This is a genomic window from Streptococcus suis, from assembly GCF_016775005.1.
GTDB classification, from domain to species: domain Bacteria; phylum Bacillota; class Bacilli; order Lactobacillales; family Streptococcaceae; genus Streptococcus; species Streptococcus suivaginalis.
On the sequence record NZ_JAEUXI010000001.1, the window covers coordinates 313,831 to 336,871 of the forward strand.

Annotated in this window: 16 protein-coding genes and 1 pseudogene; 4 read left to right on the top strand and 13 right to left on the bottom strand. The window is 45.0% G+C overall.

Features of this window, described 5'->3' with window-relative positions; genetic code table 11:
• Positions 1 to 12 precede the first annotated feature (12 nt).
• Positions 13 to 1,275, top strand: a complete 1,263-nt coding sequence (locus tag JNG37_RS01405) for an aminotransferase-like domain-containing protein (RefSeq protein WP_158455301.1) — start codon at positions 13 to 15, stop codon at positions 1,273 to 1,275.
• A gap of 65 nt (positions 1,276 to 1,340) precedes the next feature.
• Here JNG37_RS01405 and JNG37_RS01410 read toward each other — a convergent pair whose 3' ends face one another.
• Positions 1,341 to 6,437: a discoidin domain-containing protein gene (locus JNG37_RS01410; protein WP_202848229.1), complete on the bottom strand. Its 5,097-nt coding sequence runs from the start codon at positions 6,435 to 6,437 to the stop codon at positions 1,341 to 1,343.
• Between the two features lie 187 nt (positions 6,438 to 6,624).
• A complete protein-coding gene (locus tag JNG37_RS01415) occupies positions 6,625 to 7,470 on the bottom strand; it encodes a DegV family protein (protein WP_158454346.1) in 846 nt (281 codons plus the stop codon).
• Positions 7,471 to 7,600: 130 nt separating this feature from the next.
• On the opposite strand from JNG37_RS01415, the pseudogene JNG37_RS09795 reads away from it, so the two are divergent.
• Positions 7,601 to 7,858, top strand: a pseudogene (locus JNG37_RS09795) (TetR/AcrR family transcriptional regulator); the annotation flags it as partial.
• Between the two features lie 169 nt (positions 7,859 to 8,027).
• Here the strand turns inward: JNG37_RS09795 and proC are convergent.
• The 4 genes from proC to JNG37_RS01440 all read right to left on the bottom strand — a co-directional run bounded on the left by proC (position 8,028) and on the right by JNG37_RS01440 (position 13,889).
• Positions 8,028 to 8,813 (bottom strand): pyrroline-5-carboxylate reductase, encoded by a 786-nt coding sequence (gene proC, locus JNG37_RS01425; RefSeq protein ID WP_158454342.1) that lies wholly within the window; start codon positions 8,811 to 8,813, stop codon positions 8,028 to 8,030.
• 9 nt (positions 8,814 to 8,822) lie between these two features.
• Positions 8,823 to 10,061, bottom strand: coding sequence for a glutamate-5-semialdehyde dehydrogenase (locus tag JNG37_RS01430; RefSeq protein ID WP_158454340.1), 1,239 nt, complete (start codon positions 10,059 to 10,061; stop codon positions 8,823 to 8,825).
• 64 nt (positions 10,062 to 10,125) lie between these two features.
• Positions 10,126 to 11,202, bottom strand: a complete 1,077-nt coding sequence (gene proB, locus JNG37_RS01435) for a glutamate 5-kinase (RefSeq protein WP_158454338.1) — start codon at positions 11,200 to 11,202, stop codon at positions 10,126 to 10,128.
• A gap of 215 nt (positions 11,203 to 11,417) precedes the next feature.
• The gene (locus JNG37_RS01440; protein WP_158454336.1) at positions 11,418 to 13,889 is read right to left on the bottom strand and encodes a bifunctional DnaQ family exonuclease/ATP-dependent helicase; all 2,472 of its coding nucleotides are present in this window, start codon (positions 13,887 to 13,889) and stop codon (positions 11,418 to 11,420) included.
• Positions 13,890 to 14,011: 122 nt separating this feature from the next.
• Between JNG37_RS01440 and JNG37_RS01445 the strand changes: the two genes are divergently transcribed.
• Positions 14,012 to 14,647 (top strand): MBL fold metallo-hydrolase, encoded by a 636-nt coding sequence (locus JNG37_RS01445; protein WP_158454334.1) that lies wholly within the window; start codon positions 14,012 to 14,014, stop codon positions 14,645 to 14,647.
• A gap of 34 nt (positions 14,648 to 14,681) precedes the next feature.
• On the opposite strand, the gene ftsX is transcribed toward JNG37_RS01445, so the two are convergent.
• From ftsX to JNG37_RS01475, 6 genes are all read right to left on the bottom strand, one after another.
• Entirely contained in the window at positions 14,682 to 15,611 is a 930-nt protein-coding gene (ftsX, locus tag JNG37_RS01450; protein ID WP_187321581.1) for a permease-like cell division protein FtsX, read from the bottom strand.
• Positions 15,604 to 16,296: a cell division ATP-binding protein FtsE gene (gene ftsE / locus JNG37_RS01455; protein WP_158454330.1), complete on the bottom strand. Its 693-nt coding sequence runs from the start codon at positions 16,294 to 16,296 to the stop codon at positions 15,604 to 15,606. Before ftsE ends, ftsX begins: the two co-directional genes overlap by 8 nt.
• A gap of 37 nt (positions 16,297 to 16,333) precedes the next feature.
• Positions 16,334 to 17,429, bottom strand: a protein-coding gene (prfB, locus tag JNG37_RS01460) for a peptide chain release factor 2 (protein ID WP_158454328.1) whose coding sequence is annotated in 2 segments (ribosomal slippage) — positions 16,334 to 17,356 and positions 17,358 to 17,429 — 1,095 coding nt in all. Because the reading frame shifts where the segments join, the coding sequence is not laid out codon by codon here.
• A gap of 31 nt (positions 17,430 to 17,460) precedes the next feature.
• Positions 17,461 to 18,588, bottom strand: coding sequence for a tRNA epoxyqueuosine(34) reductase QueG (queG, locus tag JNG37_RS01465; protein ID WP_158455299.1), 1,128 nt, complete (start codon positions 18,586 to 18,588; stop codon positions 17,461 to 17,463).
• 5 nt (positions 18,589 to 18,593) lie between these two features.
• A complete protein-coding gene (locus tag JNG37_RS01470) occupies positions 18,594 to 19,085 on the bottom strand; it encodes a hypothetical protein (protein ID WP_158454326.1) in 492 nt (163 codons plus the stop codon).
• Positions 19,086 to 19,212: 127 nt separating this feature from the next.
• Positions 19,213 to 19,569 (bottom strand): TM2 domain-containing protein, encoded by a 357-nt coding sequence (locus tag JNG37_RS01475; protein WP_158454324.1) that lies wholly within the window; start codon positions 19,567 to 19,569, stop codon positions 19,213 to 19,215.
• Between the two features lie 135 nt (positions 19,570 to 19,704).
• Here JNG37_RS01475 and JNG37_RS01480 point away from each other — a divergent pair, with 135 nt between their 5' ends.
• Positions 19,705 to 20,091: a hypothetical protein gene (locus JNG37_RS01480; RefSeq protein ID WP_158454322.1), complete on the top strand. Its 387-nt coding sequence runs from the start codon at positions 19,705 to 19,707 to the stop codon at positions 20,089 to 20,091.
• A gap of 21 nt (positions 20,092 to 20,112) precedes the next feature.
• Here the strand turns inward: JNG37_RS01480 and JNG37_RS01485 are convergent, their stop codons facing one another.
• Entirely contained in the window at positions 20,113 to 22,797 is a 2,685-nt protein-coding gene (locus JNG37_RS01485) for a cation-translocating P-type ATPase (protein WP_158454320.1), read from the bottom strand.
• Positions 22,798 to 23,041 lie beyond the last annotated feature (244 nt).

The following is a 23,041-nucleotide window of genomic DNA, read 5'->3' on the forward strand; positions in this document are numbered from 1 at the left end:
CGGGGACAGATGATGAGTGTTTACCAAAAAATTGTTGCAGATATTATTGAAGGAATTGAGACCCACCGGTACAAACGAGGGCAGAAACTGCCCTCTATTCGCCAGTTAAGCAAAGAGTACGGTTGTAGTAAGGACACGGTCCAGAAGGCTATGTTGGAACTTAAGTACCAGCATCGGATTTATGCCGTGGAAAAATCTGGCTACTACATCCTAGAAGATCAGGATTTTCAAGATCGGACTGTGGAGCTGAATCCGGAAGACTTTCAACAATTGCCTTATGAAGACTTCCGCTCTTGTCTGACCGAGAGTTTACTTGGTCGGGAAAACTATCTCTTCAATCACTACCACCAACAGGAGGGACTGGAAGAGTTGCGGATTTCCTTGCAAGGCTTGCTGGCTGATTATGCTGTCTATACAAAAAAAGACCAGCTTGTCATCACAGCTGGTAGCCAACAGGCCCTTTATATCCTCAGCCAGATGAATTTTGGTGAGGGGCGGACGGATATTCTTCTCGAATCTCCTACCTACCATAGGATGCAAGACTTGGTGGAGCGCCAGGGTCTACCTTTCCAAACAATTGAACGAACCTTTGAAGGCATTGACTTGCAGGAACTGGAAGCTATTTTTCAAACAGGTAAAATCAAATTTTTCTACACCATTCCTCGTCTTCATAACCCCTTGGGGGCAAGCTATGACCTAGCCAGTCTGAAAAAGATTGTTGAATTGGCTGAGCGTTATCAGGTCTATTTGGTGGAAGATGATTACTTAGCTGACTTTGATGCGCAAAAGCACTTGCCCCTCCATTACTTGGACACAGCTGGGCGGGTTATCTATATCAAATCTTTCACGCCTACTCTCTTTCCTGCTCTGCGATTGGGGGGCATCGCCCTCCCTCAAGAACTACTATCCCCCTTCTTGCAGTACAAGAGTTTGATTGATTACGACACCAACCTCATCATGCAAAAAGCCTTGTCCCTCTATATCGATAACGGGATGTTTGCCCGCAACACTCGGCATCTTGTCGCGATGGGACAAGGAGAGGAGAACCAGATGAGAAAGTTGCTCGCTACCAGTCACCTGGACCTTGCTGTTCGCTTTACTCCTCATGTCATGATTCTTGAAATCCCTCATCAGCATCCTATCCCAGTCCCGCTTGTAGAGGGAGTCCGATGCTATAAGGGAAAGCAGTTCAACTACCTTACACTGCAACTTCCTCACAACGATTCGCAAGCTATCCAATCTTTCCTAACCAAGCTAAGCAAAAAAGAAAGTTGATGCAACTTTCTTTTTTTGTTGGTCTGATGAATAGAGGCAAGTACTTACCAGTCCAAATGGTTTTCTCACCTTATGTGTCTTCTTCTCTTTTGACAGGATAGTCCGATTCCAACAAGGCCACATGCTAGACCCAGAGCAAAGATTGACTGATCTTTGCTTGCAGTTTCTGGTAGTCTTGCTTGGCTAGCGGTCTCGCCTGAACCAACAGGTTTTCTGCTACTTTGTTTGTCAGCTTCTTGTTCAAAGACTGGTTTTTGTTCATCTCGCAACTGAGGAACACTCACTGCAGTCACTTGCATGTCTGGACTGACTTGCTCATCTTTCTGGCGAACTGGCACTTGACTACCCACAGCCACAATTTCTGGTAAAGGATCCTGCTGGCTAGTTTCCACTAGTCTGCTCGCAACTAACTCCCCTTGGACATAGACGTCTTCATAATGCTGATTCAAGAAACCTTCTAGACCTATTTGAATCACTTTCTTCTCTCCCAATGGAAGGTTTGGATCTTCCTCCATCAAACTAGGATAAGACAGCTTGTTCTCTATTTCTCTCTTTCTATACTCAATAGTAAGACTTGGGAGTGTCAGACCTTCTGGCAATTGATTCCTTGCTCCTTTCTCCAGAAGAAGAATAAGCTTCTCAAGCTCTTTTTCAATCTGATCCAGGTTGACTTCAGGATCTTCCAATTGAGTGCGCAGACTCGCCACCTTCTCTTGGAAAGTTGGCTCATCCCACGGCTTCCAACTAGTTCTGTCCGTTGCCAATAGTGCCTGTAATTGGTCGACTAGCTGACCTTTTCTTGCCAACAGCTGCACACGGCCTGTTCCAACTCGTATGCGCTTGGCTTGGGCAGCTGTTTGGACAGTATCAACCAGGCGACTGGAAACCAGTACATCATCCTCATATCTGTCTTCAAAAATCTTCTGAATGCTTCCAGCTCTGCCTTGGCTTTCAATCACTTCTTCACCCAGTGCCAATTGGTCATCAGAAATTTTCTCAACTGGAATGGCGATTTCTTCCAGAACTTCCCGTCTTTCCAAACGAACTTGTGGTTCTGCCTTTTTCAGACTGAGATTGCCAATCGCTTCTGTCAGCTCTGCTATTTTCTCCGAAACCAACTGACGGCTTGCCTGATCTTCTAACAAGGCCTTGGCTGATCTGACTTTTTGTTCTAAGTCTTCGATACTGCTTGGAGAATAGGCTGCCGCTAGAAGAAGGTGGGCATCGGCTTCTAGGATTTTTTCCTTGAGGGCTTGTGAATAGTTGGTGCTAGCGGGTGTCAATTCAGCAGCAGAGCCAAAGCCTCCGTGTCCATCCGTAACAAGCATCTTCAGATACCGCACTGTCCTTGGACTAAAGCGAATCTGCTTTTCTTGGCCTGTGTCTGGCAGGTTACCTTGGCTCAGGAGTTGGTAATCATCTGATTCTTGCAATTTGCCGTACAGTTGATAGGCTGTGATGTGCCCATTGTTCCCTGTTTGCCGTGGCAGATAGTTCAAATGGTCCAGATCCTGCGCTTCTTTCATGTCTATCAAGATAGTAGCAGGCAAGTTCTTTTTGGCTGGCTGCCACTGGGTATGCCAGATTGTTGTGCTATCACCGTCAAATGCCATCGAAATTGGTCCATCAGCATTTTCATTGTCACTACTTACAAGCCAATTTTGCCGAGCAGGGCGAAGACTAGATAACCCTTTGTCTTGCCATACAAGTAACTGATCAATCAGGCCTGTCATGGCATGCTCTTTACTGCCAATATAGGCCGTCGGCAAGGTCAAACTCACTTGCTTGCCACCGGTTGCTTGACGAGAAAGGGTATCTACTAGTTCCCCATTGACATACAGCTGGCTCATACCAATTGAACCTTTAAAGGTTAGATGAACCCATTGGTCCCTCGGCAAGGTATAGTTAAAGGAATGGTCATAGCCTTCAAGGGACAGACCGACTTTTCCAGTTTCTTTTTGAACCAGTTTTATGGCATCTCGACCTGACTCCATCAAAATCTGTTCGCCCTGGGCTGAAGCATCCAATTTTACCCAGACAGAGAGGCTGTTCTGAGGACCAACTTTCTCAAGCGGTGTCTTGAAATAAGAAGAACCGCCAGCTAAACGCAAGGCACGACCTGCTTGACCATCCGCAAATGAGATGGCATGTTCTTGGCTCCCATCAAAATTATTACCTGAAAAATCTTCTAAATTATCCAAATCAAACTTGTAATGCAGCAAAGTCTCCCCAAGACTGTTGACCTGGTGATGGGGATTGTAATTGGCAGGCTTGCCAATGGCTTCCACCGCAGCCAAGTATTGTCGATAGCTACCTCCATCTCGGTTGCCCCACATCTTGGCCGTCAAGGCTGGTAGCACTGCCTCAAAACGTTTGTAGATATCTTGTTCTAAGATACCGTTGGCGCGGCGGTCAATCATATCATTCCAAATGGCAAAGGCAGCACCTTTCATCTGCTCAGAACCAGCAGGGATGATGGTATTGCCCATCTTATTGACTTCCCATTGATTATAGAGTCGCTCAGCATTGAGGTAGTCGGCATAGTAACCAGCTGCAGGCACGATATACAGGTCCCCATCCAAGGTATTGATCAAGGAGTAGCCCAGCTGGTACATATCCGCTGGCCTTGCCCAACCTGTTGACCAAATATTCATCTCCGTACCTTCTACACGGACTGGTGTTGTTCCTGGTTTTGCAGTCAAGCTCCCCCAGAAGCGCGGTGTTTTCCCTCGGTCAATAGCAAAGCGTAAGAGTTGATCTGTGAAGGCACGAAAGGCTTCGTTGTTACCTTCAAATTCATCCACGCCGATGTGAATAGTATCGGTTTCCCCAAAAACAGGATCCTCACCTGTCAGGTACTCATCCCAAACACTCTTAATAAAGGCTAGACTTTCTGGATTGGAAACCTCCAGGTGATCCACCCATCGATTAACTGTTCGATCCGTCATGGTCAAATCTGGACGAACCTTGGTAAAGGCTAGAGCATGGGCTGGCGCATCAAATTCTGGCACAATTCGAATACCCCGATTCTTAGCAAAGGCTATCAGCTCCTTAAATTCTGCCTTGGAGTAAAAGACATCCTTTGCTGTCAGGTCTGCCTTGTTGAGACCGCCATTGCCTCCTTCTTTAATGTCTGATTCCAATCGAAAAGCTGAATAAGCACCGTAAGGATTGCCTTCGCGTTGGTATTCTTCAACCCAGATGTAATTATCATTGAGGTGGAGCTGGAAGTCATTGAACTTATACCAAGAGAGAGCTTTGATCATGTCCTTCAAAACGGAGAGCTGGATCGGTTTTCTCCCTACATCCAACATAAACCCACGGGTTTCATATTTAGGATAATCTCTGGCAATCCCTTTGGCAATCTGGTCTGGATTTTGGTTTAACAATTGCAAAAGGGTCTGGGTGGACCAAAATGCACCTGTAACTTGATTGGCCTCCACCTTAATATGGTCTCCGATAGTTAGGAGATAGCCTTCTTTCTTCAAGCCAGGATCACGATCATTGAGTTCAAAGTAGAAATCTCCAGCCTGTGGCGCCTCACCGTAAACAAGGGCAATGCTTCTTCCTGTGATAGCTTCATAGTCTTCCTTAAAACTTTGGACAGCATAGGCTAAGGCCTCCCGGTCATCCTCACTAACAACAATCCTGCTAGTTGCTAGCGCTTGAAAATAGCCAGTATGCCCCTTCCATTCAGCTAAACCTGGTGCGACTGTCAGCTTGGCATTATCAGACTCTTCTACTCGGTAGAGTCCCTCCACCAGGACAACTCTAGCTGGTGTTTCATAAACCTGATCCCCTCGTCGAAGACGGTAATTGTAGCTAACCGTCGTATCCACAAGTGGCCGGTAAATAGTTAAATCTCTATCCAGGATTTGCTCCAAATCTGCCCCGATAAATTCAATTTCGACACCTTGAGGAACCTGTGGTAGACTCCAACGGGTCAAGTCCCTAGTCAGGATTGGAATTTCCAATCGTGCAGCAATATCCCTCAGACTTTCTTCCTGTCGTACGACAACTGCTTCCTTAAAGACTTCTATCTCATAAACAGAAACAGTGTCCCAGGTAACCTGCCGACCATCTTTGGTTTCCCCGCTCGCATCAAACTGGTCAATCACTAGCTTGAGATAGCGACCAGTTTGGCTAGTTGACAGTGAAAAAATCTCCTTGAAGTCACTTGGTTTTTGAGTACGTATCAGGACATCTCTCCATTGTTGCCCATCATCTGATACTTGGAAGCGATAGTTGGAAGCATTTTTACGTTCCCAATCTACCGTGATTGTGGAAAAGGTCTCTCTTTGTCCTAAATCAATCTGGATAAATTTTGGACTATGGCCACGGTCACTCGCCCATCGTGTTGTCCCATTGCCATCTGTTACCTTGTCAGCTGATAAATTGGCTACTTCCTGACCATTTGCTTGGACTGATTTACCTTTGGCTAAATTGTTCAAGACTGCCTGCCCCAGTAACTCGATTTCATAGAGTGAAACGGACGGCCAGTTGAGTTGACCTCCGTCATACTGGTCAATCAAGAGCTTAAAGTAGCGGGCTTCAACTGCTTCTTCTAGCTGAAAACGAGTATCGAGTGCCACATGTTCTGTGCCAGCTTTACGGTAAACCGTTCGATAGGTCTGATTATCATCCGAAGCCTGCAGTTGGAATCCTGTGACATTATCCCTTTCCCAGTAAATGGCTACTTCTTCCACCCTCTTGGGACTTCCTAGGTCCAGTTTAAGTCGACGGTCATCTGTGCCCATCTCTGTTCCCCAACGCGACTGGTCCAGATTGGCTGCTGAACGATTGATAATCCCATCGACAGCTCGACTAGCTGGAAATTCATTCTCCTGGTTATCCGCAACTACCTGGGCACCTTGGGCATGATTAACCCAATGACGCTCACCAGCGCTTGCTTGAGAAAAGTTGGGCTCGGTTGGATCTGCTAGCTTCTCTTCTTGGTCTGGAGAAGAAGATCCTGACTCATCCTGTAAAACCACCGAATCTACTGCTACAGCTTCCTCTTGCTCTCCTTGGACAGGATGAGCTAGCTCCTGGTCTGTTTCAAGTGCCAGAGCAGGCGTTAAGGCTTCGCCAGTACTTTCTAGTTGCTCTGCATGCACCAACTGCCCACCTTGGAGACTGGCTAATAGGCTACTACAAATCAATACCGAACCGACTCCTAGACAAGTTTTCCGAATAGAAAATGTCTCTACTAACCTTTTCGAAAAATGTTTCACCATATGTTTCCTTTCTGCTTTTTGTTTATATATTAACATATTTAAAATTGTCATTCAAGAAAAAGGACAAAATATGGCATAGAAAAAAGCAGGTCCTCTGCCTGCTTACCTTTTTTTAGATTTCATAGCCCATCAAGAGACCACCTTCTTCTGCATAGAAAGAGCATAGTCCTGAAGTTGCCACTTCTTCAACGATGGCATTTGGATAGTTTTCTTTAACCAAATCAGAAAATTGTTGGAAGAACTTGTCATTATTGCGGTGAGCCATGATGATGCGTCCACCCTTATAGCCTGCCTTTTTCATCTCATCCCAAGCTGCGGTGACCGATTTTTTATGGCCACGCGCCTTTTGGAGCAATTCCAACTTGCCTTCGCTGCTGGCTTCACCGACCATACGGATGTTCAGTAAACCAACTACAGTTCCCACTAGCTTGCTCAGGCGACCGTTTTTGACTAGATTATCAACCTTAGCAAGGACAAAGAGCAATTTGCTATTTTCTTGGTAGGTGGTGATGGCTGAAACAACCTCTTCAAACTCCAATCCTGAGGCAATCAAACGATTAATCTCCGTAACCAGCAAGTCCATCTCCCCTCCGGCTGAAAAGCTATCAATCAAATGAATCTTGGCATCTGGATGCTCTTCCAAATACATATCGCGTGCTACTCTGGCACTATTAAAACTGCCAGACAAGGTCCCTGTCAAGGTCACCACGATAATCTGATCTGCCCCTTCAAAGGCTGCTTGGTAGGCTTGAGGACTCGGACAAGCTGAACTAGCTGCCTCAGACGAAGCGTACATAACCTCCATCATCTTGTCGATATCCAAGTCAGCCTGGTCAACGAAGGTCTCTGCCCCAATTTGGATGGTCAAGGGAACACTAATAAATTCTGCGTTTGGCGCCAACTGATCGAGTTGACGGTAATCACAACCAGAGTCTGCAACAATTTTCCATTTTTTCATGATTTTTCCTTACATTCTTACTTTCTTCAACGATTTTTATTTGACAAGCAAAGTATCTTTCCTTACAATTATATCATGAATGGAGACCATCTGAAAGCATTTACTTTCAGATGTCACAAGGAGGATCCCTATGTCAGAGCGCAAGATTTCGCCCCAGTCATTAAAAAACTTGACCAAGGCCAACCAGGAGATGAACCAACTGACCCGAGAGTCGATTGAGACTGCCCTGCTCTTTTTGATGGAAAAAAAGGACTTAAAGCAGATTTCCATCTCTGAATTGGTAAAAAAAGCTGGCGTGTCACGCAATGCTTTCTACCGTAATTACAAGTCCAAGGAGGAAATCCTTGAAGTATACTATGAACGGACTTCCAGCAACCTTAAAAAGAAATGGCATGATTTGCAGGACAAGGTCCAAAAGGACGGCGTCAAGCAAAGCTTTGCAGATTTTGTCCAAGAACAAAAACGCAAGGCAGAGCAAAGCAAAACCCTGTCCAACGTCAGTCAATGGATTAAAGAAAAAACAAAACGGGATTAAATGTCCCGTTTTTTGCTGTCTTCTATTTTTCGCCTAATTTTTTTGTCTTTTTGAGAGCGGCAGCGACTGCCTTGATAATGGCGTAACGGAAGCCTTCTTTTTCAAGAGCTACCACGCCTGCGATAGTCGATCCTCCTGGCGAGGTCACTTCCTGTCTCAGCTGGGCTGGGTGCTTGTCGCTGCTTAATACCATCTGAGCAGTTCCTGCTAGGGTCTGAGCCGCCAGAATCTTGGCATCTTGAGCCGTCAGCCCGTTTTGCACACCGGCATCAGTCAGGGCCTCAATCATCTGATAGACGAAGGCTGGTCCGCAGCCTGCAATAGCCGTCGCTGCATCGATCAGGCTCTCTGGCACTTGCTGAACCTTGCCTGATGCTTCTAGGATTTGTTCCAATAGCGGAGCGAGCTCTGTATTGACCAAGCTATAGGTTGTCATGCCCTGGCCGATAGCGACAGGTGTATTGGGCATAATCCGGATGAGTTTATCTGCCGACACAAATTCTGCCAGGCTATCAATGGTCACTCCCGCTGCCATGGAAATCCAAATAGCTGACGGATTCTGGCTAATCTGGTCCTGCAAGCCTGACAAGACTGTCTGAATCAGGTGAGGTTTGACTCCAAGGAAAATGACCTCGGCCTGCTCTGCTATTTCCCCATTAGAAAAAAGTTGACCACCCACCTTCTCTTGAAGAACCTGGGCTTTTGCTGGGTTGTGGTTGCTGAGAAGGAGCTGGGTATCTGGCTGCTGGCTGACCGCTTGGGCCAGGGCCGCTCCCATGTTGCCCAGTCCGATAAATCCAATCTTCATCTTGTCCTCCTAACGAATGTGGCCGTCGCCTGTGATGATGTACTTGTAGGTGGTCATCTCACGCAGGCCCATAGGACCACGGGCGTGCATCTTCTGAGTGGAAATACCCAACTCGCAGCCCAAACCGAACTCGCCACCGTCTGTGAAGCGGGTCGAGGCATTGACATAGACCGCCGCTGAGTCCACATGGAGTGTGAAAAGTTCAGCCGTCTGGCTGTTCTCCGTCACAATGGCCTCGCTGTGCCCTGTCGAGTGTTGAGCGATGTGGCTGACAGCTTCTTCTACACTTGAAACGACTTTGACAGCCAAGATATAGTCCAAAAATTCTGTATCAAAATCTTGGTCGCCTGCTGGTGTGGCTTGGTTAAGAAAAGCCTGGGCCTGACTGTCGGCACGTAATTCCACCTGACCTGCCAGAGCTTCTTCTAAGCGTGGCAAGAACTGACTGGCAATGGCTTCATGGACCAACAAAACTTCCGCCGCATTGCAGACTGAGGGACGGCTGGTTTTGGCGTTGACCACAATTTGAAGGGCCTTATCCAAATCCGCAGCCTTGTCCACATAGACATGGCAGATGCCTGTGCCTGTTTCGATAACTGGCACAGTCGCATTTTCTACAACAGCTTGAATCAAGCCCGCACCACCACGAGGCACCAATAAGTCAATCTTACCTTTTGCCGTCATCAGCTCTGTCGCAGAGGCTCGGCTGGTATCTTGGACCAACTCGATGACCTTTGGCGAAAGACCAGCCTCTTCCAAACCAGCCTTGAGGGCTGTGACAATGGCCTGAGCCGAATGAAAGGCTTCCTTGCCTCCACGCAAGATGACTGCATTTCCACTCTTGATTGCCAAAGCAGCGGCGTCTGAAGTCACATTTGGACGGCTTTCGTAAATCATTCCCACCAAGCCAAAGGGAATGGATTTCTTGCGAATGTTCAAGCCGTCTGCCCGAGTGGATTCTTCCAAGACTAGTCCAACAGGATCTGGTAAGTCAATCAAGGCCCGAATGCCATCTGCCATGGCTTCAATCCGCTCCGCTGTCAAAAGCAATCTATCCTGCATGACTTGGCTAATCTTGCCTTGGGCATTTTCCATATCAATGGCATTGCCTGCTAAAATTGCCTCAGTCTGAGAAACCAACTGGTCTGCCATAGCTGATAGAGCCTGGTTTTTCTGTTCGGTTGTTGCAAGGTTGATAGAAGCCTTGTGGGCCAATAAACTATCTAATAATACTTGTGTTGTTGTCATAAATTTCTCCTATTTAGTCTTTCAGTTTGCTCGTTCGTCAACATAATCAAGATAAACTGAATAACTATAAGCTCACCCAATCATTGCGGTGAATGAGCACGCCCCCTGCTCTGCCATTTGCCAACTGGTCCTGCAAGTCTTTGGAGGACAGTTTGACCCGCCCTTTACCAATCAAACGGTGGTCTGCCTGGCTGTAAACTTCCACAACCTGCCCCACTTCAAAGTCGCCTTCAAGGGCTTTGACACCAGCTGCTAGCAAACTACGGCCTTGGTGCAACATAGCCTCAACTGCACCAGCATCCACTTCAACCGCTGCGTCTGTACGAGCATAGAAGGCCATCCACTGCTTGCGTTGGTTCATTGCATGGTCATCTGCTAAAAAGAGGGTGCCACGGTTGGCTTGGGTAACTGCTTGTAAAATAGCTGTGTCCTCTTTTGAAGAACAGATAAAGACTGGCACGCCTGACTTGGTCGCAATCTGTGCCGCCTGCAATTTGGTGGTCATGCCACCTGTTCCATTAGACGAGCCTGCTCCTGCTGCCATGGCAAACAAATCTTCCGTAATCTCCTTGATTTGAGGCAAGTGCTGGGCAGTCGGATCGCTGTTGGGATTGGCCGTGTAAAGTCCATCCACATCCGTCAAAAGCACCAAGAGGTCTGCTTTCAAGAGAGAAGCCACCTGGGCGGACAGGGTATCGTTGTCTCCCACCTTAATTTCCTCAATAGCAATGGTATCATTTTCATTGATAATAGGAATGGCCCGTTGCTTGAGCAAGACCTGCAAGGCCTGAGAAGCATTCTGATAACGTCTGGCATCCGCAAAATCATCCTGGGTCAGCAAAATCTGAGCCGATACGATGCCGTCTTTCATTAGATTTTGCGTGTATTCCTCAATCAGCAAACCCTGTCCAACAGCCGCAGAAGCTTGCTTTTCCGCAATCTTAGTCGGTCGCTTGTCAAATCCCAATCTCCGAAAACCAGCAGCAATCGAGCCTGACGTCACCAGCACAATCTGGTAGCCCTTCTGATGCAACTGAGCTAGCTGATTGGTAATCCGAGCAATCTTAATTCGATCCAGACTCCCATTTTCTTGGGTCAGAGAACTCGTCCCCACTTTAAATACAATCGTTTCTTCTGTCATAGTGATCTCTTTCAAAACTAATATTTGGAAAATTATACCATATTTTCACCCTAAAGAAAATGAATGGCAACTGATGGCACTTCTTCTTGCGATAGGCTCAGCCATTCCTTCCCAAACTGATGGAAAAAACTGGGCAAGCCCAGTTCTTCTTAACATCTATCCATTAGCACGAGTCCTTACTCTAACCAGTCCTAAAAACCTTACCATTCATTTCACTACTCATCAAAGAACTGATGGATAACAGAGGGAATCTGATCCAGCGAAGCCTCGGTTACCAGATAATCTTGAGCCAAGAATCGCGCCACCTGTTTGCCATACCGTTTAGTTTGCAGGCGGTTATCTAAAACAAAGACCTGGGACAGTTGACTCGGACGACGATTGGTCCGTCCAATAGCCTGCCTGAGCTTCATCATCATCATTGGTAAGCTAAAATCATAAAAGGGATGCTTGCCTTCCTGACGCAAACGCTGATTGATTTTCATGACAAAACGGTCGCGAGGATTTTCAAAGGGAAGCCGACTGATGACCAAGACAAGCTGGTCTAGGTTAGCAAAGTCAACTCCTTCCCAGAAGAGGCCGCTCCCTAAAAGCAGAGCAGACTCCCCTTTTTCAAATCGCCGCTTGAGATGATCTGCCTGCCCATGTTTGTATTGGGCAAGGTGGGGAATCTCTTCTAACTCCAAAAGATCAGAAACAGCCAACAAGAGGGCTCGAGAGGTAAAGAGCACTAAAATTGGTTGCTGACCTGCCAATAATTTCTCCAATTGCTGTACCAAGAAACGGGCATGCTCCTCCAGACCCAAACCAATCACATCCGGCAAATCCTTGATGAAGACCAGTTCTTGATTGTCTTGAAAAGCAGATTCCAAATAGTCGCTAGTCGCATGTTGAAAGCCCAGCAAATCCGCCAAACTCACCTGCTTGCTAATCTCTAAAGTCGCACTGATACAGAAAATCTTTGGACTCGGAATCAAACGTGCCAACTGCAACAATTCCTCTCGACTCGCCCGCAAATGAGCAATACGTTTCTCGTTCTGGAAATGATCTTCCAACCAAAAATAGGAATAAAATGCCAGCATTCTTTCCAAATCTAGCAGATCTACATCTGCCAGTTCCAAACAATTTTGATGCAATTGTTCTAACTTCTCTCTGGTAATTTCCCGCTGTCCAGTTGAGCGAAAATCCGTCAAGAGACTATTCAGTTCAAATAAAGTACTTTCATACAAACGCCGTCTCAATAGGGAATCGGCTCGGTCCTTCTTACTCTGCAAGGATTGAATCAAACTGGTCAAATCAATGGTTTGACTTGCCAACTCTTCTGCTGCTAGCAAGATTTTTTGCGCTTCATCGATGACTAGGATATCTGCCTGCATCAAGGGATCCTGGTCCTTCAAATGACTCAAATAGTAGGCATGGTTGGTTAACAAGAGACGACTGGCAGCCGCTTCTTCTTGAACTGCTTGCCAGAAATCCCAGCCCTGAAACAGGCTCTCTTTGTCCAACTTCCCATCATGTTTGATTTCATCAAAGTAAGCCTGATAGCGGTATTTCTGCTTTAACTCATCCAGATCCCCTGTTTCTGTCTCACACAGCCACACCAAAATTTGCATCTTAAAGCGATTGAGTAGACGATTTTCATCTTCTCGCTGAAGGGTCTTCCAATAGGAATCCAATTTCAAAAAATGACCTGGTGCTTTGAGCGAAGCAATAGACAGATGAAACACCTCTCGCAAGAGGCGGCCTTCTTTGGCCAAGATCTGTTCTTGTAAGATTTTTGTTGGAACAGTCACTAAAATCTTTTGCTTGCCCTGACTGAGCAAGGGCAATAAGTAACCCAGAGTTTTACCAATACCTGCCTTTGCCTGGATAAAATGCACCCCTTGATTATCAGTCAAATGCTGCTCAATTTTTTCTGCAAAGCGAACTTGAGCCTGTCTTGGTTCCATATCCAGAAGACCAATATTAGTCGTAAAGTCCTGAGAAAAACATTTTTCAGCTTGATGCTGCTTTCTTTTTTTCAATACCAAGCCGTGTACCAACTCTAAGTTAGCTGCCAGCCCATCTTCCACCTGCTCAAAGAGGTCATCAAGGACCAAACGGGATTCGTAGAGCAGATGATCCGCCAAAGGCAGTAACTGAACCAAGACCGGACGAGGCAAACTGAGAATCTTCTCTTGGATTCGTATGAGAAGCTGCGCCGTTGCCTGGGCATCCGAAATGGCTGTATGGGCCTGGTCCAAGGGCAATTTCAAAGCTTCAGCCAGATAGGTCAAGTTGTATTTTTCAAATTGCGGGAAAAAAAGTTGGCTCAACTCGACCGTGTCCACTCGTGGAATATAGAGGTCATACCCTTCAAAGAACAAGGCTTCGGTCAGCAAGTTGGCATCAAATTGCACATTGTGGGCTACAAATACAGCATCTTCCAACATAGAATAAATCTGCCCAGCTACCTGACCAAATTCTGGCGCCAGAGCCAGCTGCTCATCGCTAATACCTGTTAAATCCTTGATATGATCATCCAAGGGTTCATGTGGGTTGATGTCACTAGCAAACTGGTCAACGATGAGACCATTCTCAACAATGACAATTCCAATTTGAATGATTTTTGCCAGGGAACTACTCGAGGTTGCTTCCAAGTCCACAATGGCATATTTTCTTGTCCGAATCCTGTTTTTCATATTCCCCATTATAGCAAAATTTTGAAAAGCTTACAAAAGCACACTAAACAAATAGAGAAATCTAGAAGATAAGGACCTCACTTGTGCCAATTCATACATTTTTTGATACACTTACAGAGACAGGAGGTTTTATGAAACTACATACCATTACCAATTTTATTGCTAGAGAAAACACCTATATTTTAGAAGGAGAGCGAGATTTACTTGTGATCGATCCTGGGAGTGACTGGTCACATATCCATCAACAACTGCTCCAGCTAACAAAACCTGTGGCAGCTGTACTCTTAACCCATACCCATTACGACCACATCATGAGCCTGGAAGCCTTACGAGCAGCATGTAAGCAACCACCAGTATACGTTGCAGAGAGCGAAGCTGCTTGGCTCTATCAACCAATCGATAACCTCTCCGGTCTCGATCGTCATGCCGATTTGGAAGATGTCATCTGCCAACCTGCAGAAGAGACCTTTCAGTATGACCAACCTTACCAGATTGGGGAGTTTACTTTTTCCGTAGTACCAACACCTGGCCACTCGATTGGCGGTGTGTCCTTTGTCTTTCCTGAAGCTGCTTGGGTCTTCTCAGGTGACGCCCTCTTTCGCGAAACCATTGGTAGAACAGATTTACCGACAGGTGATTTTGACCAATTGATCCAAGGGGTGCGCCAACAGATTTTCACCTTGCCCAACCATTACCAGGTCTATCCGGGCCACGGCTTTCCAACAACCGTTGCCCACGAGAAAAATTTCAACCCATTTTTTAGATAAAAAAGAAAAAAGCCCTTAGGCTTTTTTCTTTTTATTAAATCTTCAAGAAACGGCGCATTGAAATCACCGAACCAAGTGAACCGATGACAATACCAACCAAGAAAAGGCTGCCAATCATACCCGGTATGAAGATGGATTTATCAATCAAGGATAGGTTTTGAGATGCCAAAGTTGAATTCACTTGAGCATAGACCATTTCATAGACAAAATAAACCAAAGCTGCTGGTGCAATGGCACCTAACAAGCCAACCCATGCACCTTCTAAAAGGAACGGACCACGGATGTAACTGTTTTTAGCCCCCACCAAACGCATGATTTGGATTTCACGGCTACGTGAAATGATGGTGATACGAATGGTGTTGGAAATCAAGAAGATGGCTGTGAAAAGCAGGAGAGCAGTCGCTGCAAAGCCCCACGTCCGGACCATATCTGCCAGTTTGAAAATGCGCTCTGTTTCAACTTCTCCATCACGGACTTCTGTCACTCCATCAATTTGTGCCACTTTTTCTGCAACTGTTTTCACGTATTGAGGATCAGTGGTATCGATAATGTAGGCATCATAGAGAGGATTGGCATCCCCCGCAAAGAGATTCCACGTATCTCCCAATTTCTCAGTCAATTGTTGCAGTTGCTCATCCTTACTAGAAAAAGTTACGCTTTCCACATTGTCCAAGTCCATAATCTGGTTGTAGATGGATTTGTAGTTTGGATTGGCTACTGTCTCCCCCTGATCATTGACAATGGTCTCATCGTTGTCTGTCGAGTTGGCACGCAAATAAACATTAATTCGAACGTTGTGTTCCAAGTCAGATGCCAATTTTGCTGTATTCAAAATCACTGAAGCAAAAATTCCGACCAGGGTCAGGGTAATGGTCACAGAAGAAATGGCAGCGATGGTCATCCAACCATTTCGCTTCAAGCTCTTTAGCGACTCAATAAAGTGTCTAAAAAATCGTCTAATCATCGTATCCATATTCTCCTTCCGCTTCATCACGCACCACACGACCGTCTTCGATCGCAATTACGCGGTGGCGAAGTGTGTTTACGATTTGGCTATTATGGGTCGCCATTAAAATCGTTGTCCCTTGCAGGTTGATACGCTCCAAGAGGTTCATAATTTCCCACGAATTCTCAGGGTCCAAGTTCCCTGTTGGCTCATCCGCAATCAAGACTTTTGGATTGTTGACGATTGCACGCGCAATAGCAATTCGCTGCTGCTCACCACCTGAAAGTTCATTTGGGAAAGAACGGATTTTATGCTTGAGACCAACAAGGTCCAAGACTTCCATGACACGCTTTTTGATATTGCGTGGCTTCTCACCGATAACTTCCATCGCATAAGCAATATTTTCAAAAACCGTTTTCTTTGGCAAGAGCTTGTAGTCCTGGAAGACAACACCGACTGAACGGCGTAGCAAAGGAACATCTTTCTTTTTGATCTTTGATAGGTCAAACTTTCCAACCTTTAACTGCCCTTTATCGATTTTTTCCTCACGATAAAGCAATTTAATAAAGGTCGATTTACCGGCACCTGAAGGTCCTACGATATAGGCAAATTCACCCGGTTCTACATTTATGGACACACCGCGAAGGGCTGTTGTCCCGTTTCCATATTTCTTGGAAACATCTTTCATTTCAATAATTGGCATAGGTCTAACTTGTCCTCTGACAATCCTTTCTATAGTTTTAGCTGATTCGCCATTTTAGGTAAGCATCGATAAATCCTTCGATGTCTCCATCCATCACCTTGTCTACCTGAGCAACTTCATGTCCAGTCCTGTGGTCTTTGACCATGGTGTAAGGTGTGAAGACATAGGAACGAATCTGACTTCCCCAAGTAATCTCTTTCTTATCTCCTTTAAGAGAATCGACTTCCGCAGCCTTCTTCTCCTGTTCAAGCTGGTAAAGCTTGGCTTGGAGCAATTTCATGGCACGGTCACGGTTACCGTATTGGGTACGGTCAACCGTTGACTGGGTCACAATACCAGTTGGAAGGTGGGTCAAACGCACACCGGTTGAAACCTTGTTGACGTTCTGTCCACCCGCTCCTCCACTGCGGAAGGTATCCATCTTGACTTCATCATCACGAATTTCAATTTCAATAGTATCATCCAACTCTGGCATGACTTCCACCGAAGTAAAGGATGTGTGGCGTCGCTTGGCAGAGTCGAATGGTGAAATACGTACCAAGCGGTGCACACCCATTTCCGATTTTAGAAGTCCATAGGCATTTGGACCTGTGAAGCTAAGCGTCACAGACTTAATCCCAGCTTCATCCCCTGCTTGGTAATCAAGCGTTTCAACAGTGAAACCTTTGGCATTTCCAAAGCGTGTGTACATACGTAGGAGCATCTCGCCCCAATCCTGTGCCTCTGTTCCACCAGATCCTGGATGAATTTCCAAGATCGCATTGTTATGATCATAAGGCTCCGATAAGAGGAGGGTCATCTCGTAGCTTGCCATCAACTTATCAAGCTCAGCCAACTTGTCAACCAATTCTTCTCGAACGCTTTCATCTTCTGACAAAAAATCCAATAAGATTTCTGTTTCATCAAACAGATCAATCATTTGGTGGAAATTACCATAGGTTGCTTTTAATTCATTCAAGTCCTGTGATGTTTTTTGGGCTGCCAGGTTGTCATTCCAAAAATCTGGTTCGGTCATCTTATTTTCTAAGATGGCAATCTCTTCTTCAAGACCCTCTAAGTCAAAGAGACCCCCTAAATGATGTTAATTTACTGCCAAGTTGTTCGATTTTCTGGCGAATTTCTGCTGTATCCATAGCTACCTCGTTTCTAATTCTTAACATTCTATCATACTTGAAGGTTTTTGGCGACCTTTAAGAAGGCCTCCTTTTCCGTCAAAACATCTGGATTGTCTGACGAAATCCCTTCAATAAAGTCAATCATCTCCTGATTGGGACGTTTGACCAACTGTCCAAGAGCCCAGATGGCTGTTGCCATGTGGACTGGATTCTGTTTTTTATCAATAATTTCTAATAGTTTGGGAATGGCAGAGCGGTCATTACTATTTGCCAATGCAATGATGGCATTGCGTTGTAAAATATTCTTTCCACGCCAAGATCCTGCTATCAAGCCAAACTTTTCTTTAAACTGCCCATTTGATAAATCTAAAAAGGGCAGCAATTCTGGATGTGCTAGGTCAGGATCAATGTCCACTAGTGGTGGACTGGAAATACCCTTGTTGTAAGGACAACAAATCTGACAGATGTCACAACCATAAATGACGGTTTTAATTTTCTTGCGAAATTCCACATCCATCATGCCCTTATCCTGAGTCTGAAACGAAAGACAGCGCTGGGCATTCATCGTCGTATCTCCCAAGAGGCAAGAGGTCGGACAAGCATCCACACAGCGATTGCAGTCTCCGCAACCATAGTCGACAGGCTGATCAGGCTGGATATCCAAATTGGTAATCAACTCACCAAGAAACATGTAGGAGCCAAACTCTTTTGAAATTACTAGTCCACTTTTCCCGATAAAGCCAATTCCAGCACGCTGAGCAACTGCCGTGTCAACCAAGGCACCTGTATCTACCATGGCCTTGTACTCTAGCCCTTGAGTCAATTGCTCGATACCTCTCGCCAATCGTTCCATCTTGTCCTGCAGGATATAATGGTAATCCACCCCCCATGAACTCGGAGAAATTTTTCCCCGCTTAAAAGCTGTTTTCTGAGGCTGCTGAGGCAAGTGTCGCGGATAAGCTACGGCAATTGAAATGATAGTCCTTGCTGACTTTAAGCTCAAGCGAGGCCTAATCCGCTCTTCAATATTTTTATGTTCAAATCCAGACGACCGACCTTCTTCAATTGAAGCCCGCAAGGATTTCTCCAAGTAAGCAAAGTCATCTGCTGTTGTGAAGCCAATCTTGGAAATCCCAATTTCCTTTGACAAGGCTATTATTTCTTCTTTGAGATTCATCTCTTTCATTCTAGCAAAAATCCTATTTCTTGCCAATATTCCTTTAGTAAAATTGTACCAAAAAACACTAAAAAACCAAGCAAAAAGACAAGATGTAGTCGAGAATAGGCTTTTTCTCTCCACACACTAGTAGCAACATAGGCTACATTTATCCCTATGGCAGCTCCAAAACCTTGGAATAAGAGAAAATCAAGCCCCACCAGTTGGCCTTTGCAAAGATAGGTCACACAAGCCAAGAAGCTAGCTACAAGTCCTGTCCGGACTAAATTGTGCAACCAACTAGCGGTCCGAAAAACTAGTTCCAGAAGAATGCCCATAGGAAGATAGAGTAGGAAACCCGTCAGCAATTGCGGCAGAGAATGTGACCAAACTTGTATGATGTCCAGGCTCAGTATTCGACCAGTTTCTACTTGAAAGAGGTCAAACAAACCTGCATTCCAAGCCAAAACAAGAAGATAGGTCAGTAAGAATCCCCATGAAAAAGAGCGACTGCCCATAGTTTCCTCCATTTTAGAACATTTTTCTATTATAGCAGATTTTTTTACGTTTTTGGTTACAATCAGGTAACGAATCACCTCTGCTATTACAATTAAATGACAAAACATACCCTGAAAACAGAGTATGTTACGGCATGTAATAAGCCTCCAACAACTGCTGGTGAAGACGTTCTAGATTTTTTTCCTTTGTCGATTTGACAATCAAAAACCAATCAACTACGATCCATAGCCCCAAAGTTACCCACCACAAAAACAATTTTGCCAAGGCCAAGCCAAATTGTCCCAGATAAAAACGATCAACTGCCAAGTGACCAAAAAAGAAGGAAAAGACCCAAGCCAAAACGGGATCCTTGAGTTTCACGCTGAATACATATTCTTGTTGTCTAGGGGTTAGTTCTTCTAATCGTGCTTGTAAAAATACAAGCGACTCAGCTGGCAGATAGCGACTATTACGGGCTAAAAATAATTCTGTAAGTGCAGACATAGCAAACCTCCATTTCTAGTCTAGCCTATGCAGGCTATTTTGTAAAGAATAAAGCTATTTTAAGGGAGTAAATCTCAAAAATAATATGTATTCTTATACCAATATGTGCTATACTAATGAAAAAGGAGGTCTGCAATGTCTATTACCATTAAACGGGATACAGGAGCAGTCGGGGCGGCCGGAAAACTTCACTTTTTAGTCAACGGTCAAACGGCTGGAAGTATCGGAAACAAGGAAACGATTACCCTTAAGCTCACAGGTAAAACAGCCCAATTTGCTATCCGAGAAGATAAGAAATCAACAATCGAAGTGCAGAATGGCGATCATATCACTATACAACCAAATAAACTTTACTTCAGCATCTACATTATCAGCCTGCTAGCTATTATTGCCCTAGCCTTTCTAACCTTTGCCCCCATTGTTGAAACGGTAATTGCAGGAATAGCGCTGACAGTCTTCCTAGTCAGTAACTTCCTTCTCCCCCGCTACCACTTATCTAAAGATACAAAAAACTCAGACTAAACCTGAGTTTTTTATGTATTCTTAGATCGCTTTTTCATCCAAGCCCATTTTACGTTGTACAAATTTGACAATTTCAACAACGACAACCATGAGACCTGAACCAATAATGGCTACCAACCATTGAGTTGGTGTCAAGATTGAAACCTTGAAGAAGGTATTGAATCCTGGAATTACCAAGGTTGCCATCAAGAGCAAGAAGGCAGCTACGATAGACCAGTTAAAGAGTTTATTCTTAAATGGACCAACGGTAAAGATAGATTGGTAAACAGACTTAACGTTGAAGGCATGCACCAACTGGATCAAACCAAGCGTCAAGTAAGACATAGTAAGAGCATCTGCGTGGATTTCAGCATAGGTACTATGCTCTGGATAGAGAAGAGCATAGCCGTAAACACCCAAGACAAGAGCTGTTTGAAGAATACCTTGGTAGACGATAGAGCTCAAGACACCACCTGAGAAGAAGCTTGAGTTACGACCACGAGGTTTGTGCTGCATGACACCTGGCTCAGCAGGTTCAACACCAAGGGCGATAGCTGGAAGTGTATCTGTTACCAAGTTAATCCAAAGAAGATGAACTGGCTCCAATACGTCCCAACCAAAGAGGGTTGCAAGGAAGATACACAATACCTCAGCTGTGTTAGCTGACAAGAGATACTGAATCGTTTTTTGGATGTTTGAGAAGACTTTACGCCCTTCTTCAACCGCCACGATGATAGTTGCAAAGTTGTCATCTGCAAGGACCATATCAGAGGCACCTTTCGAAACCTCTGTACCTGTGATACCCATACCGATACCGATGTCGGCTGTCTTAAGCGATGGTGCATCGTTTACACCGTCACCTGTCATGGCAACAACCTTACCGTCATTCTGCCAAGCCTTAACGATACGAACCTTGTGTTCCGGAGATACACGCGCATATACAGAATATTGTTTGAAGACTTTTTGGAATTCTTCATCTGTCAATTCATTAAGTTCTGCACCAGTGAATACATGGTCTTCTGTGTCATTTTCATCGATAATGCCAAGACGTTTCGCGATTGCTTCTGCTGTATCTTGGTGGTCACCTGTAATCATGATCGGACGAATACCTGCCTCTTTAGCAACACGAACTGCTTCTGCTGCTTCCGGACGCTCAGGGTCAATCATACCAACCAAACCTGAGAAGACAAGATCATTTTCAACGATGTCAGATTCCAATTCAGGAATAGCATCCACATACTTGTAAGCCATCATCAATACGCGAAGAGCTTGCTTGGCCAAGGACTTGTTGGTTGTCAAGATTGCTTCTTTATCTGCATCTGTGATTGGGCGAACAGTACCATTTTCTTCGATTTGTGTCACACGTTTGAGCAGCTGATCTGGTGCACCTTTTACAGCGACCAAGAATTGGCCATTTGCTTGCTGGTGAATGGTTGACATCAATTTACGTGTTGAGTCAAAAGGCAATTCTGCCACACGTGGTTCAGAAACCAAGACTTCACGAACATCAAAGTTTTGATCCAAACCAAATTGAACAAGCGCTGTTTCAGTTGGGTCACCAATCAATTTACCTGTTGGGTCAACTTTTGTATCGTTGGCAAAGTTCATGATACGAAGGGTTGAGTTTGAAGCATCAAACTTTTCTTTAGCATCAACTAATTGCCCGTTTGTATAAACTTTCTCCACCGTCATTTGGTTCATGGTCAAGGTACCAGTCTTATCGGATGCGATAATTTCAGTTGAACCAAGTGTTTCAACCGCTGGTAACTTACGAATGATTGAGTTACGCTTAGCCAATACTTGAGTACCAAGTGAAAGAACAACTGTTACGATTGCTGGCAAGCCTTCTGGAATAGCTGCAACCGCGAGGGCAACAGAGGTCATAAGAGCTGGCAAGATTCCTTCGCCACGTACAAAGACTGAAACAGCCATTGTAATCACAGCGATGACCAATACTGCATAGGTCAAAACTTTAGACAACTGGTGCAAGTTCTGTTTCAATGGAGTATCTGTCTCATCTGCGTTAGCAAGCATGCCCGCGATGTGACCTACTTCGGTAAACATACCAGTATTGGTCACCACACCGAGACCACGTCCGTAAGTAACGTTTGAGTTTTGGTAAGCCATGTTGACACGGTCACCGATTGGTGCATCCGCTTCAAGAACCTTGGAAAGATCCTTATCAACTGGAACTGACTCACCAGTAAGAGCAGCTTCCTCAATCTTCAGTGAGTTAGCTTCTAACAAACGCATATCCGCAGGTACAACATCTCCAGCTTCAAGCAAAACGATATCGCCAGGAACCAAATCTTTTGAATCCACTTCTACAACGTGGCCATCACGGAGAGCACGCGCAACAGGACTAGACATGTTCTTAAGAGCTTCGATTGCCGCTTCTGCCTGACCTTCTTGGTAAACACCGAAGGCCGCATTCAAGATAACAACCGCTAAGATGATAATAGCATCCGTCAAACCGTGTGAACCCTCTGTAATCACTGTTAGGATTGCAGCCGCAATCAAAATAATAATCATTAAGTCCTTAAATTGATCTAAGAATTTTGCCAAGAGCGTTCTTTTTTCGCCCTCGTCCAACTCATTGCGACCATACTCAGCCAACCGCTTGCTGGCTTCCTGGCTTGTCAAACCTTCTGCAGAAGATTCGAGACTAGACAATACTTGTTCTTCGTTTTGAGTGTAAAACAAATCACGTTTTTGTTCTTTTGACAATTTCCTTCTCCTTTTGGTCTCTTTCAATAAAAAAGAGACCTGTTTTTATTAAAACAAGTCTCGCTATTTAATATATTGCCGGAAACAAGTCGGATTGACGACAATATCACGGATGACCTCTTCTCTCACCTTTTTCACAATTCCTGACTTTTCATCATTGATAAACAGGTTGCTCTATAAAGATGATGGAAAAAGCGAAATCCGCTAGCTACTCCCTCGATTTGTCACCTATCATAACAAAATT

Excerpts from the sequence above, each read along its gene's own strand:
- JNG37_RS01430 (WP_158454340.1), bottom strand. The coding sequence starts at position 10,061 with ATGACAACAACACAAGTATTATTAGATAGTTTATTGGCCCACAAGGCT.
- ftsE (WP_158454330.1), bottom strand. The coding sequence starts at position 16,296 with ATGCCAATTATTGAAATGAAAGATGTTTCCAAGAAATATGGAAACGGG.
- JNG37_RS01440 (WP_158454336.1), bottom strand. The coding sequence starts at position 13,889 with ATGGGGAATATGAAAAACAGGATTCGGACAAGAAAATATGCCATTGTG.
- JNG37_RS01470 (WP_158454326.1), bottom strand. The coding sequence starts at position 19,085 with ATGGGCAGTCGCTCTTTTTCATGGGGATTCTTACTGACCTATCTTCTT.
- JNG37_RS01415 (WP_158454346.1), bottom strand. The coding sequence starts at position 7,470 with ATGAAAAAATGGAAAATTGTTGCAGACTCTGGTTGTGATTACCGTCAA.
- queG (WP_158455299.1), bottom strand. The coding sequence starts at position 18,588 with ATGAATCTCAAAGAAGAAATAATAGCCTTGTCAAAGGAAATTGGGATT.
- JNG37_RS01405 (WP_158455301.1), top strand. The coding sequence starts at position 13 with ATGAGTGTTTACCAAAAAATTGTTGCAGATATTATTGAAGGAATTGAG.
- JNG37_RS01480 (WP_158454322.1), top strand. The coding sequence starts at position 19,705 with ATGTCTATTACCATTAAACGGGATACAGGAGCAGTCGGGGCGGCCGGA.
- JNG37_RS01445 (WP_158454334.1), top strand. The coding sequence starts at position 14,012 with ATGAAACTACATACCATTACCAATTTTATTGCTAGAGAAAACACCTAT.
- JNG37_RS01475 (WP_158454324.1), bottom strand. The coding sequence starts at position 19,569 with ATGTCTGCACTTACAGAATTATTTTTAGCCCGTAATAGTCGCTATCTG.
- proB (WP_158454338.1), bottom strand. The coding sequence starts at position 11,202 with ATGACAGAAGAAACGATTGTATTTAAAGTGGGGACGAGTTCTCTGACC.
- proC (WP_158454342.1), bottom strand. The coding sequence starts at position 8,813 with ATGAAGATTGGATTTATCGGACTGGGCAACATGGGAGCGGCCCTGGCC.
- ftsX (WP_187321581.1), bottom strand. The coding sequence starts at position 15,611 with ATGATTAGACGATTTTTTAGACACTTTATTGAGTCGCTAAAGAGCTTG.